The sequence below is a fragment of the Blastopirellula sediminis genome, assembly GCF_020966755.1.
GTDB classification, from domain to species: Bacteria; Planctomycetota; Planctomycetia; order Pirellulales; family Pirellulaceae; genus Blastopirellula; species Blastopirellula sediminis.
In genome coordinates this window covers 45,223-59,895 of sequence record NZ_JAJKFT010000010.1, presented here as the reverse complement: position 1 = coordinate 59,895, position 14,673 = coordinate 45,223, and the positions used below count along the sequence as shown (strand labels likewise).

At 59.5% G+C, this 14,673-nt stretch carries 13 protein-coding genes; 9 read left to right on the top strand and 4 right to left on the bottom strand.

The genetic code is table 11. From position 1 onward, the window contains the following. The 9 genes from nuoH to LOC68_RS11635 all read left to right on the top strand — a co-directional run bounded on the left by nuoH (window position 1) and on the right by LOC68_RS11635 (window position 10,452). Window positions 1-1,305 carry an NADH-quinone oxidoreductase subunit NuoH gene (gene nuoH / locus LOC68_RS11675; protein WP_230218673.1) on the top strand — a complete coding sequence of 435 codons (1,305 nt, stop codon included), beginning with the start codon at window positions 1-3 and terminating at the stop codon, window positions 1,303-1,305. Next, complete coding sequence (locus tag LOC68_RS11670; RefSeq protein WP_230218671.1) at window positions 1,302-2,036, top strand: NADH-quinone oxidoreductase subunit J family protein; 735 nt, start codon at window positions 1,302-1,304, stop codon at window positions 2,034-2,036. Before nuoH ends, LOC68_RS11670 begins: the two co-directional genes overlap by 4 nt. Then, window positions 2,036-2,371 carry an NADH-quinone oxidoreductase subunit NuoK gene (gene nuoK, locus LOC68_RS11665; protein ID WP_230218669.1) on the top strand — a complete coding sequence of 112 codons (336 nt, stop codon included), beginning with the start codon at window positions 2,036-2,038 and terminating at the stop codon, window positions 2,369-2,371. The genes LOC68_RS11670 and nuoK overlap by 1 nt, the downstream gene beginning before the upstream one ends. After that, window positions 2,371-4,866, top strand: a complete 2,496-nt coding sequence (locus tag LOC68_RS11660) for an NADH-quinone oxidoreductase subunit 5 family protein (protein WP_230218667.1) — start codon at window positions 2,371-2,373, stop codon at window positions 4,864-4,866. Before nuoK ends, LOC68_RS11660 begins: the two co-directional genes overlap by 1 nt. 54 nt (window positions 4,867-4,920) lie before the next feature. Next, window positions 4,921-6,741 (top strand): complex I subunit 4 family protein, encoded by a 1,821-nt coding sequence (locus LOC68_RS11655; RefSeq protein WP_230218666.1) that lies wholly within the window; start codon window positions 4,921-4,923, stop codon window positions 6,739-6,741. Window positions 6,742-6,762: 21 nt separating this feature from the next. Beyond that, window positions 6,763-8,502: an NADH-quinone oxidoreductase subunit N gene (locus LOC68_RS11650; protein WP_230218665.1), complete on the top strand. Its 1,740-nt coding sequence runs from the start codon at window positions 6,763-6,765 to the stop codon at window positions 8,500-8,502. Window positions 8,503-8,521: 19 nt separating this feature from the next. Next, on the top strand, window positions 8,522-8,956 hold the full coding sequence (locus LOC68_RS11645) for a hypothetical protein (RefSeq protein WP_230218664.1): 435 nt from the start codon (window positions 8,522-8,524) through the stop codon (window positions 8,954-8,956). A gap of 17 nt (window positions 8,957-8,973) precedes the next feature. Then, complete coding sequence (locus tag LOC68_RS11640) at window positions 8,974-9,759, top strand: TatD family hydrolase (RefSeq protein WP_230218663.1); 786 nt, start codon at window positions 8,974-8,976, stop codon at window positions 9,757-9,759. A 96-nt stretch (window positions 9,760-9,855) separates the two neighbouring features. After that, on the top strand, window positions 9,856-10,452 hold the full coding sequence (locus LOC68_RS11635) for a thioredoxin family protein (RefSeq protein WP_230218662.1): 597 nt from the start codon (window positions 9,856-9,858) through the stop codon (window positions 10,450-10,452). A gap of 14 nt (window positions 10,453-10,466) precedes the next feature. On the opposite strand, the gene LOC68_RS11630 is transcribed toward LOC68_RS11635, so the two are convergent. The 4 genes from LOC68_RS11630 to LOC68_RS11615 form a co-directional block, all read right to left on the bottom strand. After that, the gene (locus LOC68_RS11630) at window positions 10,467-11,603 is read right to left on the bottom strand and encodes a carboxylate-amine ligase (RefSeq protein ID WP_230218661.1); all 1,137 of its coding nucleotides are present in this window, start codon (window positions 11,601-11,603) and stop codon (window positions 10,467-10,469) included. 52 nt (window positions 11,604-11,655) lie between these two features. Next, window positions 11,656-12,873 (bottom strand): M20 metallopeptidase family protein, encoded by a 1,218-nt coding sequence (locus tag LOC68_RS11625; RefSeq protein ID WP_230218659.1) that lies wholly within the window; start codon window positions 12,871-12,873, stop codon window positions 11,656-11,658. Between the two features lie 172 nt (window positions 12,874-13,045). Beyond that, on the bottom strand, window positions 13,046-13,909 hold the full coding sequence (locus LOC68_RS11620) for an MqnA/MqnD/SBP family protein (RefSeq protein WP_230218657.1): 864 nt from the start codon (window positions 13,907-13,909) through the stop codon (window positions 13,046-13,048). Between the two features lie 179 nt (window positions 13,910-14,088). Further along, window positions 14,089-14,637: a flagellar export chaperone FliS gene (locus LOC68_RS11615; protein WP_230218655.1), complete on the bottom strand. Its 549-nt coding sequence runs from the start codon at window positions 14,635-14,637 to the stop codon at window positions 14,089-14,091. Window positions 14,638-14,673: the final 36 nt, after the last annotated feature.

Below are 14,673 nucleotides of genomic sequence, written 5' to 3'. Positions count from 1 at the left end.
ATGGCCGACTATTTTTCAACCTGGTTTCCAGAGGGTTGGGATTGGCTCGGCTGGTTGATAGCGGCGCTCATTCAAGCGGTCTTGCTGCTGCATGTGATCGCGGTCGGGGCGGTCTTCTTTATCTGGCTCGAACGGAAGGTCGCCGGTCGTATTCAAGACCGACTCGGACCGACCCGCACCGGCGGCAAGTTCGGCTGGCTGCAAACGCTGGCAGACGGGATCAAGCTGCTCAGCAAAGAAGACTTGATGCCCAAGGACGCCGATCCTTTACTCTTCAAGCTCGCCCCTTACATCTCGCTGACTTCCAGCTTCGCCGCGTTTATGGCTTTGCCGTTCGCCAGCGACTGGGTGGGGGTGCGACTGAATATCGGTCTCTTCTTTATCGTGGCGGTTTTGGGCCTGGAAGTGTTCGGCGTGATTCTGGCCGGGTATGGTTCGGGGTCAAAATGGTCGCTCTTCGGCGGGATGCGGCAAGCCGCCCAAGTCGTCAGCTACGAAGTGCCGCTGGGGATCTGCGTTGTGGTGCCGGTGATGATCGCCGGCACGATGGACCTGGTGACGATCGGCGATCAGCAGTCAGGGCTGTTCAGCAACTGGCTCTTCTTCCACGATCCGTTCTGCATGATCTTGTTCTGGGTTTACTTCACGTGCGGCATCGCCAGCGTGAATCGGGCCCCGTTCGACCTGGCCGAAGCGGAAAGCGAATTGGTGGCCGGCTTTTTGACCGAGTACTCCGGCATCCGCTGGAGCTTGTTCTTCATGGCCGAGTATGGCTCGATGTTCCTAGTCAGCGGGCTGGCCGCCATCTTGTTCTTTGGGGGCTGGAACGGCCCGATCCCGATTTTCTTCTGGGTGCCGGAAGACAACTTCACGCTCGAAACGCTCGCCAACCTGGTTGGTCTGGCGAACTTCATTTTGAAAGCGGTCATCGGCGTGCTGGTGATGATGTGGGTCCGCTGGACGTTGCCGCGGCTCCGGATCGACCAGGTCATTACGATGTGCCTGAAGTATTGCGTGCCGATCGCGGCGTTCTGCTTTCTGGGTTCGCTGATGTGGACCGCACTGCACATTCCCTTCTTGAACGACCTGGCGCCGATGCAAGCTCGCGCCGACATTCGCGAAGGATGGGTGCAGGATATCGACGACGAAATGCAGCGTCTGGAAAAACGCTTCGCGCTTCAGGCGTACGAGCTGAACTCGGCCGTCGAAGGGGGCCCGCAGCAAGAGGCGCAGACTTCGCTCGAGAACGATTCAGCCGATCGGGTCGCCCTCTCTTCGACTCATGAGACGGAGGAGTCGCGATGATGAATCTTCCGCTATTACTGGCCGCCGAGATTAACTGGCACACTGTCTTTTTTTACCTCGTGGCGTTCGCCGCGTGCGGCTTCGCGCTGGCGATGGTCGTCTCGAACAACGTCGTCCGGATGGCGTTCTTCCTGGTGATCAGCCTGGCGGCGACCAGCGGGTTGATCTTTTTGACCGGGGCCCATTTTGTCGGCGCGATGCAGTTGATGATTTACGTCGGCGGGACGGTGGTTCTGTTGATCTTCGGCGTGATGCTGACCGCGCAGCAGGCGTTCATCAGTATGAAGACGAAAGCGGGCGACTGGATCCTGGCGCTGATCGTCGGCGGGTCGCTGTTGGCCTTACTGACGCAGATCGCCTTCAGCGTACCGTCGTGGCGGACGAGCGACTATCAAGCTCGCTTGCGAGCCGAAGTGACCGCGGCGGAAGAAGAGATCATCGCCGCGATGGCTGCCGACAATCGAACCGAAATGACGCCGGCCGAAGAAGCGAAGCTTCGCCCGCTGTTGGCGAAGGTGAAGTATGGCCAGCCGGAACTGACCTCGCAGGTCGGCCTGGGGCTCGTCGGCGTTCGCGCTGACAAGCCAGAGCTCGATTCGCCGGGCTATGTCGGCTACTTGCTGCCGTTTGAAATCGTGTCGGTCCACTTGCTGGTCGTGCTGGTCGGCGCCGCCTACTTGGCTCGCTCCAAGCGGAGCGTTCCGTCCGCTGCCGGCGAAGGAGGGAACTAATGGACTTTTTGACCGAGCCGGTCGGGCTCTCCCATTTCCTCGCCGTCGGCGCTTTCCTGTTTGCGACCGGGGTCGTTTGCATGGCGACCAAGCGGAACACGCTCGGCGTGCTGATGGGGGTCGAACTGGTGCTCAATGGCGCGAACGTCAACTTCGTCGCGTTCGCCAGCCCTTACTTCCGGGAAGAGAACCTCGGCCTGGAAGGAAGTTTGCTGGCGCTGTTCGTCATTGTGTTGGCGGCGGCGGAAGCGGCGGTCGCGCTGGCGATCGCTCTGAACTATTACAACAACCACTCCACGATTGACGTCGACAAGGCGAATGAGTTGAAGGGCTGATGCTGACTCCGGAAGACAGTCTGCCGTTCCTGCTCGGACTAGCGGTTTTGTTCCCGCTCGTTTCGTTCGTCGTGATTTTCTTGTTCGGCAAGCGGCTCGATCAACTTGGTTCGTACATCGCGACCGGCGCGATCGCCGCCGCAGCGATGTGTTCGCTCACGGCTGGCGCGATCTGGGTGGCGAAGCATACGCCTCCGGCGCCGCATCATGCAGAAGCGCATGCGGCCGTCAGTCGCCCGTCGGTGCAGCTCACGGCGCTGCATGACGGCGATCATGGTCACGATCATCCGCATGGAGAGCATGCGGTCAATCCTCACTTCATGCCGCCGGTCTACACGGGGCATTGGTATTCGCTCGGCCGTTTCTACGGTTCCGAAATCGCGATCAACTATTACATCGATGCACTGACGATCGTCATGTTTTGCGTCGTGACCTTTATCGCTACCTGCATTCACTTCTACGCGACCGGTTACATGCATGAAGAGCTGCATGAGGTGACCGATCACGAGGTGGAGCTGCGCAACGGACATCACTTAAAACGCCCCGGCCGCTATCCCCGCTTCTTCCAGTACCTCTCTCTCTTCTGCTTCAGCATGTTGGGATTGGTGATCTCGGGGAATATCGCGATGACCTTCATCTTTTGGGAGTTGGTCGGCGTTTGCAGTTACTTTTTGATCGGCTTCTACGTCGAGCGTCAGAGCGCGTCGACCGCCGCCAACAAGGCGATGATCGTCAACCGCGTCGGCGACTTCGGCATGCTGATCGGCTTGATGGCGATCTGGGCGAGCCTGGCGACGTTCAACTTTGGGGACGTCGATCGCAACGGCGACGGGACGATCGCGGCGAGCGAGCAAGGTTTGTTCTCGCTGCTGCGACCAGCCGGCGAAGAGGGGCTGCATGAGCTGCATGTCCCCGACGGCATGGTGCTGCAAGGGGCGAAAGGGAAGGTCGAAGAGCTGATCGTCTCGGCCGAACCGGGGACGACGACCGAGTCGCTGCAGACGCAAATCTTGGCGCAAGTGCCGCTGTGGCGTGACGGCAAAGCGGAAGGGGATTCGACCCATTACGGCTATTGGCTGCTGGTGGTCGCCGGGATCGGCATCTTCTGCGGCTGCGTCGGAAAGAGCGCTCAGTTCCCGCTGCATGTCTGGCTCCCCGATGCGATGGAAGGTCCGACGCCGGTTTCGGCGCTGGTTCACTCGGCGACGATGGTCGCGGCCGGCGTCTTTCTGGTCGCCCGGTTCTATCCGGTTTTCGCGCCGGAAGTGTTGCTGGTGATTGCCTGTATTGGATGCATTACGCTGTTGATCGGCGGTTCGATCGCGATCGTTGCGACCGACATCAAACGGGTGCTCGCCTATTCGACCGTCAGCCAGCTCGGTTATATGATGCTCGCGCTCGGGGTGGGCGGCTGGACGGCCGGCGTCATGCACCTGGTGACGCACGCCTTTTTCAAGAGCTTGCTCTTTATGTGCTCCGGCTCAGTGATCCACGCGGTGCATACCAACGAGATGACCGCCATGGGCGGGCTGCGGAGGAAGATGCCGTACACCGCTTATACGATGCTGATCGGCTGTTTGGCGATTGCTGGGGTCGGCGTGCCGTCGGCGTTGGGAATTCCGTTCGGCTTCTCCGGCTACTACTCAAAAGACTTGATGCTGGAGCAGGCCTATCTGTTCCGCTCGGCCAATCCGCTGTGGGGATCGATCTTCTTCTATGCGGCGGCCGGCGGCGCAGCGGTGACGGCGTTTTACATGTTCCGGATGTGGTACCTCACCTTCAGCGGCGAACCGCGTGACGAAGAGCGTTATCACCACGCCCACGAATCGCCTCGCATCATGTACGTGCCGCTGATTGTGCTTGCGGTGATGGCGGTTACGGTCGCGTGGCCGATCTTCGGCAACTATGGATTGGCGAACCTGATCGAGCAAGGACGTCCGGTTGGGCTCTGGTCCGACATGGCGAGCCTCGACGGGGGTTACGTCTGGCTGCATGAGTCGAAAAGTCACGCTGAAGAGATTCGGACGCCGGTCGGTTTGATGGCGTTTGGCGCCGCGATGAGCGGGATCTTTTTGGCGACCGTGATGTATCTGTGGGGATCGCTCGACCCGAACGACGCCCGGCGAGCCTTTACGCCGGTCTACAAGTTTTTGGTTCACAAGTGGTGGTTCGACGAAGCGTACGATTACCTTTTCGTCCGTCCGGCGAAAGGGATCGCCGCTTGCGCCGCCTGGTTTGATACGCAGTGCATCGACCAGTTCCTGAATTGGCTGGCCTGGTCGGTGCGGCAGTTGGCTCGCGCCGGCGAGTTGTGGGTTGATCGCAGCGTCATCGACGGCGCCGTCAATTGGCTGGCGGCGAAGACGTACGAGACCGGCAGTTCGCTCCGCGGCTTGCAGACCGGCAGTCTGCGGCAGTACGTGATGTTTATCGCCGTCGGTACGTTGGCGTTATTTGTGCTGATGAGTTTTTGGTCATACGGTTTCGCTCGCTAGTCGTTTACGTAAAGCAGCTTGCTCCGAGGTTTTGTCGCCGCGGGAATTGGAATTATGGATCTCGTCACTTTCTTCATGTCGGCGCTGATATTCTTTCCGTTGGCCGCCGCTGCGCTGATAGCGCTGATCCCCGGCGATCAAAAGAACGCGATCCGGTTCGCCACGTTGTTCGCTACGGTGGCGCTGCTGGGGGTCGTGCTGTTCGGGATGACCTTCTCGACCAACGAGGCGATCGCTTTCGATATCTCGGAAGCGGGAATGCAGAACGTCGTCAGCCATCCCTGGATTCCGTCGTTCAACATCGACTACTTCCTTGGCTTCGATGGCATCAGCTTTCCTCTGGTGGTGCTGACGGCGCTGATCAGCGCGCTCGCGATGGGCGCCAGCTGGACGATCGACAAGCATGTCAAAGGTTACTGCGTCCTTTACCTGGTGCTGCTTGGCGGGATGATGGGGGTCTTCGTTTCGCTCGACTTCTTCCTGTTCTACATTTTCTGGGAAGTGATGCTGCTGCCGATGTACTTCTTGATCGGCGTCTGGGGGGGCCCGCGCAAAGAATACGCGGCGATCAAGTTCTTCCTCTACACGCTCTTTGGCAGCGTGTTGATGTTGGTTGCGATCCTGATCATCTACTTCAGCAGCGACTTGCGGCAACTGACGCCGCAGCAGTTGGTCGACAGCAACGTCCGCCTGGCCGGGGTCGAACAGATCGGTTCGCCGGATGAGCATCTGGCCGCGGCGACCAAGTATCACGAGACGATCTCGGCTTTAGAAACGCCGGTCCACACGTTCAACATTTTGGCGCTGCAGCAGCTCGGCCAGCATACGGAAGTCTTCGACAAAGAGGCGCTCTTTGGCAAGTCGCTGCAGTGGTGGGCCTTTGTGCTGCTGTTTGTCGGCTTCGCGATTAAGGTGCCGTCGGTCCCGTTCCATACCTGGTTGCCGGACGCCCACGTCGAGGCGCCGACGCCGATCTCGATGATCCTGGCGGGCGTGCTGCTGAAGATGGGTGGTTACGGCATCATTCGGATCTGCTACCCGATTTGTCCCGACGCCGGTTACGACCTGGCGTGGGTCGTTTGCTTCATCGGCGTGTTGAGCATGATCTACGGCGCCTTTGCGGCGCTCGCCCAGAACGACTTCAAGCGGATGGTCGCGTATAGCTCGGTCAGTCACATGGGTTATGTGGTGCTAGGCCTGGGCGTTTGGAGCGCGACGGTGGTCGGCGATCCGGTCTCTTGGAACATGGGGGTCAAAGGCGCCTTGTTCCAGATGATTGGGCACGGGATCAGCTCGGCCGGGATGTTCTTTATGGTCGGCGTCATTTACGACCGGGTCCATCATCGCAACCTGAACGAGTTCGGCGGGCTCTTCGGCAAGATGCCGATCTACACGTCGATGGCGATCATCGTCTTCTTCGCGGGTCTTGGTTTGCCGGGGCTGTGCGGGTTCATCGGCGAAGCGTTCGTCGTGCTCTCGGTCTGGAAGTTCAGTGCGATCCTCGCGGTCGCGGGGGCGTTCGTGGTTATCTTGACCGCCGGATATATCTTGTGGGCCGTTCAACGGGTCTACCTGGGACCGGAATACAAAGGGAAGCATGAAGAGGAGCTGACCGAAATCAACCTCCGCGAGATGGCGATCGCCGTTCCGCTTTGCGTGCTGGCGATTTTGTTCGGCGTGCTCCCCAACACCGTCTTCCGCTACATGGATGCGACGGTCGACGCCCAGGTGCAAGACCTGGCCGCGTGGACGAAGGAGACGAAGATTCCGCGTCTGCAAAAAGAGCGAGCGGAACAAGAGAAGACGGCCGCGGTCGCCGTACCTGGAGTGGATAAGCAAGCGGCCGATGTTGTCGCGGCGGACGGCGAAATTTAACGACCTCAAGGCCTAGCCCGAATGTTTTATCAACTGATCGAGCAACTCCGAATCGACACGCTCCAGCAGAGCTTGCCTCTGATTGGCGCCGAGTTGACGTTGACGATCGCGATCGTGCTGATTCTGTTTTGCCGCATGCTGCCGGGGCTGGAGAAGATCGACTCGGTCTGGCTCGGGATCGGCGGCGTGATCGCCGCACTCGTCGCGCTGCGGCCGTTTCAGCCCTGGTCGATCGGCGCCGAGGGGCCGACTCCGATTTCGATGGGCGCACTGCAACCGACGGAACTATTCACCGGCATGCTGACGCATGACGGTTTTGCGATCGCGATTAAAGCGCTGCTGCTCTTCTTTTTGCTCCTGTTCTTTTTGCTGACGAAGATCACACGGCTTTCCCCGCGATATGACAGCGCCGACTTTGTGGTCCTGGTGCTCGGCTCGACGCTCGGGATGTTCATGATGGTGGCGTCGAACCACATGATCATGATCTTCATGGGGGTCGAAATGGCGAGCGTGCCGTCGTACGCGATGGTGGCGCTGCAGCGACGGAATAAGAAAGCTTCTGAAGCGGCGCTCAAATACGCCGTCTACGGCGCTGGCGCCGCCGGCGTGATGTTGTACGGGATCAGCTTGCTCTGCGGCGTGTTGAACTCGGCCCATCTGCCGACAATGGCGACCCGGCTGAGCGAACTGCTCGCCACGGAAACCCACGGATCGGAAGTGTTGGTCTTGGCCCTGGGCGGTTTGATGCTCGGCGTCGGGCTATCGTTCAAACTCTCGGCGTTTCCGTTTCACTTCTGGTGCCCTGACGTGTTTGAAGGGGCGACTTCCGAGGTGAACGCGTTTTTGTCAGTCGCATCGAAAGCGGCGGCTCTGGCGCTGCTCGTGCGAGTGGCGATCGGCTTCACGACGCTGCCGGCTCAGCCAGAGGCAGTGGCGAAGCAAACTGTTCCCGCCGTCGAGCAACTAGCTGCGGATGAAGCGAACGTACAACTGGTGAACTTCGTCGATGCGAAAGTGGCGGCGGATGAAGCGAAACCCGTCGATCCGCTCTCGCCGGCTCGTAAGTTTGTTTGCCTGTTGATCGCGGTGATTGCAGTGGTGACTTGCACCTTCGGCAACCTGGCCGCTTACGCGCAGACGAACATCAAGCGTCTGCTGGCCTATTCGACGATCGCGCATGCCGGGTACATGATGATGGCGGTTCCGGCGGCGATTGCGGTGGCGGAAGTCGACAAAGATGCGGCCCGTCAGGCGATCGCCTATTTGACGCTGTACGTGGTGATTTACTTGTTCATGAATCTCGGCGCCTTCGCGGCGGTGGCGTTCGTTCGCCAGGCGGTCGGCAGCGACGAGATCAAAGATTACGCCGGGATGTTGCGGCGGGGTCCGACCGTGGCGGTCTGCTTGACGCTGATCCTGGTCAGCTTGATCGGGCTGCCGCCGCTGGCTGGTTTTATCGGCAAGTTCGCAGTGTTCGCGGCGATCGCCCAGGCCTGGAATGCGACGTCGTATCCCTTTTTGATGTTGCTGTTGATCGCAGGCGGTTTGAACACCGCGATCAGCTTGTTCTATTACCTGCGAATCGCCAAGGTGATGACGATCGACGGCGAATCGGACGACACGGCGCCGATGCAGCAGCCGATCGGCATCATTCAAAACGGATACTTGGCGCTGGTTACCGCTCCGCTGGTGCTGCTGATGTTCAATTGGGATTTTCTCAACGCCTGGCTGTTGGAAGCCGTGTCGCAAATTCTGACCTAACCGCGGAAGTCTTCGTCGCATGATCTCCTCGCCAACTGCGCGGCTGTTGAATCAACTAGCGGCGCTACATCGCAACTCGCTGCATTCCTATCTGAGCTACACGCATCCGTGGGCCGGATATCAGGATGATGACGCGGTCGAGGTGTTGCGACAGATCGCGCATGATCATCAGTACGTGGTCGACAAGATCATGACGCAGCTCGAAGCGACCGGGCAGGACGAGCACCTCGGGAACTTCCCGATGGACTATACCGGGCTGCATGATCTGTCGATTCAGTACCTGGTGAAGCGGTCGCTCCGCTTTCAAAAGGGGTTCGTCAAACGGTTGGAAGACCTGGTCGACGAACTGCCGGATGAACCGCTGCCGCGAGCGCTCGCCGAAGAGGCGCTTGGACTGGCCAAAGGACATCTGAAGAATCTGGAAGAGACGGCCATCGATCTGGCGTCCTCCTAACGAAGAGTCGAAAGTTCATGAATCTGTTTGATACCCACGCCCATCTCTTTGACGAAACGCTGATTTCTCAGATCGATGATGTCGTCGCTCGGGCGAGAGCGGCCAACGTCTCGCGGATGTTGGTCGTCGGCACCACGGCCGAAGATAGCGCCAAGGCGATCGAAATCGCCGAGCGTTTCCCGGAGATCTTCGCCACCGTCGGCATCCAGCCCAACTACTGCGGCGAAGTTCAGCCGGGCGATTGGGAGCGAATCGTGGAGATGCTGGAGCATCCGAAGGTCGTCGCGCTCGGTGAGACGGGACTCGATCGCTATTGGGACAATGCTCCGTTTGACGTGCAACAAGATTACTTCGATCGCCATCTGCGGTTGTCGCAAGAGCGTGACTTTCCGTTCATCGTCCATATGCGGGACTGCGGCGACGATATTGTGGTGATGCTTGAGGAGGCGGCGAAGCGGGGCCCGCTGCGGGGCGTGATGCATTCGTTTACCGGTGAGCCAGCGCTACTGCAGCAATGCTTGGACCTCGATATGTACATCAGCTTCGCCGGGATGGTGACGTTCAAAAAGAGCGGCGATCTGCGGGAAGTGGCGACGATGGTCCCGAAGGATCGGATCTTGATCGAGACCGATTCCCCCTATCTCAGTCCCGAGCCGGTCCGGGGAAAACGGCCGAACGAGCCTGCGTACGTCGCTCATACCGCCGCTTGCGTCGCGGCGGCTCGGGGGGAATCGCTCGCAGAATTTGCGAATCTGACGACTGAAAACGCCTATCGACTGTTTCGCCGGGTCGGGAGAGATTAGCGGCGTGGGACGCGGGGTTGGTTTCCGCGCTACGTCGATTGCGCTACAATACCGGGTGAGTCGCTAGTTTCTAGTAACACGAGAGGAGTCTGACCGATGGTCAAAACCGCGAGCACCATGTTGCCGCTCGGTACGCAAGCCCCCGATTTTTCGCTCATCAATGTGGACGGAAAAACCGTTTCGCTCGCCGACTTCGCCGGAGCCCCGGCGCTGGTCGTCATCTTCATGTGCAACCATTGCCCCTTCGTCAAACACCTGGCCGATGACCTGGCCGCGTTTGGCCAAGAGTATCAAGCCAAAGGCGCCGCCGTCGTCGCGATCAGCCCGAACGACGTGAGCAACTACCCGGCCGATTCGCCGGAGAAGATGGTCGCCGAAGCGGAAGAACGGGGCTACACGTTCCCCTATCTCTACGACGAAACGCAAGCGGTCGCCAAGGCGTACAAAGCGGCTTGCACGCCTGACTTCTACGTCTTCGACAAAGATCAGAAGCTCGCCTATCGCGGGCAGTTCGATCCGAGCCGTCCCGGCAACGAAGTTCCGGTGACCGGCGAAGATCTCCGCAAAGCGGTCGACGTCGTCCTGGCCGGCGACACTCCGAGCGACGATCAGGCGCCCAGCATCGGCTGCAACATCAAATGGATCCCCGGCGCGGAACCAGATTATTTCAAGCCGCAGGGCATCAACCTGTAAGGCCTGTAAGGCGGCTATTCAGCGGCTGCTGACGTTTCGATGCGCGACTGCTCGGTCATTCGTCGCACGATTTCAGTCGGATCGCCAGTTTCTTTCAGAATCAATCGTTGCCGATCGGCCCACGTGGGTCGGTCGGCAATTTCTTGCGCGCGCAGCAAATATGGCTCGCAGCCGAGCTCAATCGCCGACGGCGTCAAACGCTCGATCAAACGAGCGACGACGGTGCTGACCGACTCGACCTCGTAGGTGTACGAGTTGACCAGCTTGGCGTCGGAGCCGAAGCGGCACGCTCGCCACTTGTTTTGCCGGACCATCATCGGATGGCAGTCGTGCTGATAGGCGCCAAGGTCGATCTCGTCCGACAGATGCTTGACCAGGCACTGGATCATCGCCGAGATGGTCAGCGAGTCGTCGAGGTTGCCAGGCATGTCGCAGACGCGAACTTCGACCGTGCCGAAGTTATGATGCGGGCGAACGTCCCACCAGATCTCGCGAATCGTGTTGATGAAGCCGGTGTCGACCATGTGATTGACCAACCAGACGTATTCGCTCCAGTTGCGCATCAACGGCGGAAGGCCGGCGGTCGGCAAGCCTTCCATGATCTTGCTGCGATGCGAAGCGAGCCCGGTATCGCGACCTTCCCAAAAGGGACTGCTGGTCGACAATGCGAGCAGCACTGGCAGATACTGCATGATCCGATCGCAGATCATTACGGCCTTGTCGCCCGATTCGACGCCGACATGGACATGCAGCCCGTTGGTGACCAGGCGCCGCGCCATCTCTTGCAGCAGCTCGACCAGATTCAAATAACGCTCGTTCTGCGTCACCTTCTGATCGCACCAATGCGAGAAGGGATGGGTCGATCCCCACCAGAGCCGCAGGTCGAGTTCATCGGCCACCGTCTGCACCGACAGCAATTTGCGGCGGAGGTCGTTGTCGGCCTGATCGATCGTCGAGCAGATCTCGGTGTTGATTTCGATACAACACTGCATCAGTTCCGGCTTGATGCGCGAAGCGATCTCGGCCGGCGCCGCTTCGAGCAATTGTTGCACAGAGTTCGCCAAAGCCATCGTCTTGGCGTCGACGATGCCCAATTCCAGCTCGATTCCAACGGTGAACGCATCGTTGGAGGTGAAAACTAGCTTGCTCATGACGGGGCGTTTTCCTCAAGCGGAATCAAGTAGGTCGCATGCAGGTCGGGGACTAGTCTTTCGGTTCAAACGCATGGATGACGGCGCTGGCCATCATTCGTGCGCCAATCGCTAATACGGCTTCATCGATATCAAACAGCGCGCTATGCAGCAGCGGCGCACGTTCGGCGGCGGGAGGCCGACAACCGAGCCGCGCCATCGCGCCGGGGACATGTTCGAGGTAAAAGGCGAAGTCCTCGCCTCCCATGCTGGCTCGGGGGATTTCGTAGATCGCTTCATGGCCGAAGGCCTCGACAATCGCCGTTTTCAGGTGCGTGATGGAGCCTGCCTGATTGATGACGGCGCTCGTGCCGACGTCGAAGCGAACTTCGATCGTGGTGTCGGTCGCACGCTGCACCCCTTCGATGATGCGATGAATATGATCGATCGTCCGCTGACGCACTTTCAAGTCGAGGGTGCGGAGGGTGCCGAACAGTTCGACCTGTTCCGGAATGACGTTCAAGTTCTCGCCGCCGTGGATCTTGCCGAACGACAACACGACCGCATCCTGGCTGTCGGTCACGCGCGGAATCGACAAATACAAGGCGTTGATCAGCTGAGCCGCGGCGGCGATGGGATCGCGCGACTCGTGCGGACGAGCGCCATGTCCTCCTTGACCATGAATCATGATGCGGACCGCATCGCAGCTGGCGGTCAGCGCACCGACGCGCAAGCCGATTCTGCCAGTGGGAAGGGACGGATCGACATGCGTTGCGTAGATCTCACGCACTTCTTTCAAAGCGCCGACCGAAATCATCTCGAGCGCCCCGACGCATGTTTCTTCCGCCGGTTGGAAGATCGTGCGCAGTCGGACCGGCCAGGGAAGGGCGCCAGCGCGATCGAGTTCAACTACCAGCGACGTCGCCCACAGAGCCATCGTCGCATGGGCGTCATGTCCGCAGGCATGCATCAGCCCGGGACATTGGCTGCGATAGGGGACATCTTTCTGATCGTGGATCCGCAATGCGTCGATGTCGCCGCGCAACGCGATCGCTTGCGGCAGCGATTCGGCATGCGGCGTTCGCCACTCGGCCAACACGCCGCGCCCTTCAGGGCCCATGCGCAGTTCGATCCCCAGCGAGTTCAGCTCTTGGTAAATCGCCAGACTCGTTTGATACTCATGCCCGGATGGCTCCGGGTTTTGATGCAGTCGTCGCCGAAATTCGATCCACTTCGGCTCTTGGGCCGAGATCAGGGCGGCGAGTTCGGATTGCCAGGCTCGTTCGATCATGTCTAAAGAGTATGCGGCAAATGGAGAAAAGTTAATCTTTCCTGATTTACTGTAGCATTTTGGGGGGAGATTGTGCCGCTGTAAACGCTGCAAAACAGGCATAAAAAAAGGCTCCCGAAGGAGCCTTTTTATCGTTTGGGCGGTTTGGAGCAGTTCGCCAATTAGCGAGCCGCTACGAGACGAATTCCGGTTCGATCAGGGTCGGAATCACGCCAGCTTCATAACCCATGCGGAGGAACAGGCGAACCGCTTCGCGTCCTTTTTCGCCGAAGTCGACGGTCCAGTCGTTGACGTACATTCCGACGAACTGGTCGGCGAGTTGGTTGTCGAGACCGCGACCGAACTGCAATGCGTAGTCGAGCGCTTCCTGGCGATGTTCCAGGCCGAAGACGATGCTTTCTTTCAGCAGTCGGGTCACTTCGCGAATGTTCTCTTCGCCCAGATCCTTGCGAATGCCGTTGGCGCCGAGCGGCAGCGGCAAACCGCCGGTCAGGTCATGCCACCAAACGCCGAGGTCGACGATCAGCTCGAGCTTTTCGCGGCCGAAGGTGAGCTGCCCTTCGTGAATGATCAGACCAGCGTCGAGCTTCTGACCTTCGTATTCGCCAGCGGCGACCGCTTCGATGATTTGATCGAACGGGACGACGACGTGCTCAAAGTCGGAACCCAGGCAAAGGCGGAGCGCCAAGAAGGCGGAGGTGAGCGTGCCAGGCACCGCGATCGTCTTCGACTTCAGGTCTTCGATCGAGCAGGCTTCTTTGGCCACAACCATGGGGCCGTAGTTGTCCCCCATGCTGGCGCCGCACGAGCAGATCGCGTACTTGTCGGCCAGGAAGGCGTAGGCGTGAATGCTGATCGCGGTCAGCTCCAATTCACCCTGGAACGCGCGACGATTGAGGGTCTCGATATCGACCAGCTCATGTTCAAAACGATATTCGCCGGTATCGATCTTCTCCGCGGCGAGCGCGTAGAACATGAAGGCGTCATCGGGATCAGGACTATGGCCGACGCGAATCAGTTGAGTCGAGGTGGTCAAGGGAAACCTCCGGGTCAAATCGCAAAGTGCAGGGGAATCTCTCAATCGTCGCCGATCTGCCCGACCTACGCAACCGGGGCATAGGGGGAAGATGGGCGACCTTATCGAGAGAACCGCAGGTTGCCGGGAAGCGCAACCAGATTTGCCGATTTCGAGCCGCGAGGTCGAATGTCGCTCGACTAGGCGTCAAGCGAGAAGCCGGAGCCGTGACCCGAGGCGTATTCGCCGGCGGCCGGAGAGTGTGATCCCCAATGGGCGCCGCTGGGGGCTTGCCCCACATTGAGATTGCCCAGCAAATGCTTCGAGTTGGCGGCGGTGATTTCCTTCACCTCTTCGCGGGGCATTTCGGGAGCTTCGGGCATCGCTTCGCAGAGCTGACGCCAGGTTTCTCGTTCTTCTTCCAGCACCGGGATCAGCGAGCTGATCTTCTCATACTGATCCGAGATCTGGATGTCCGACAGTTCGCGGAACAAGTAGAGATAGATGCCGGCCACTTGTCCTGCCAGCGGCGTCACCTGCGGGCGGATGTTGATCAGGATCTCGGTGATGATGCCGCGGCAACGGAGCAGCGCTTCCCAAGCGGCTTCGTCCTGACCAGCGTCTTTCAGGTGTTGCGCTTGTTGAGCGAAGCGAATGGCGCCGCCGATCAGCAACATCTGAAGTTTTTGCGGGGTAGCCGTCAGGACTTCCGTTTCGAGATAGGAATTGGTTGCGCCGTATTCGAACATGAGTTCCGCCGGGTTGAGTTTCGAGAAGTTTCGCTT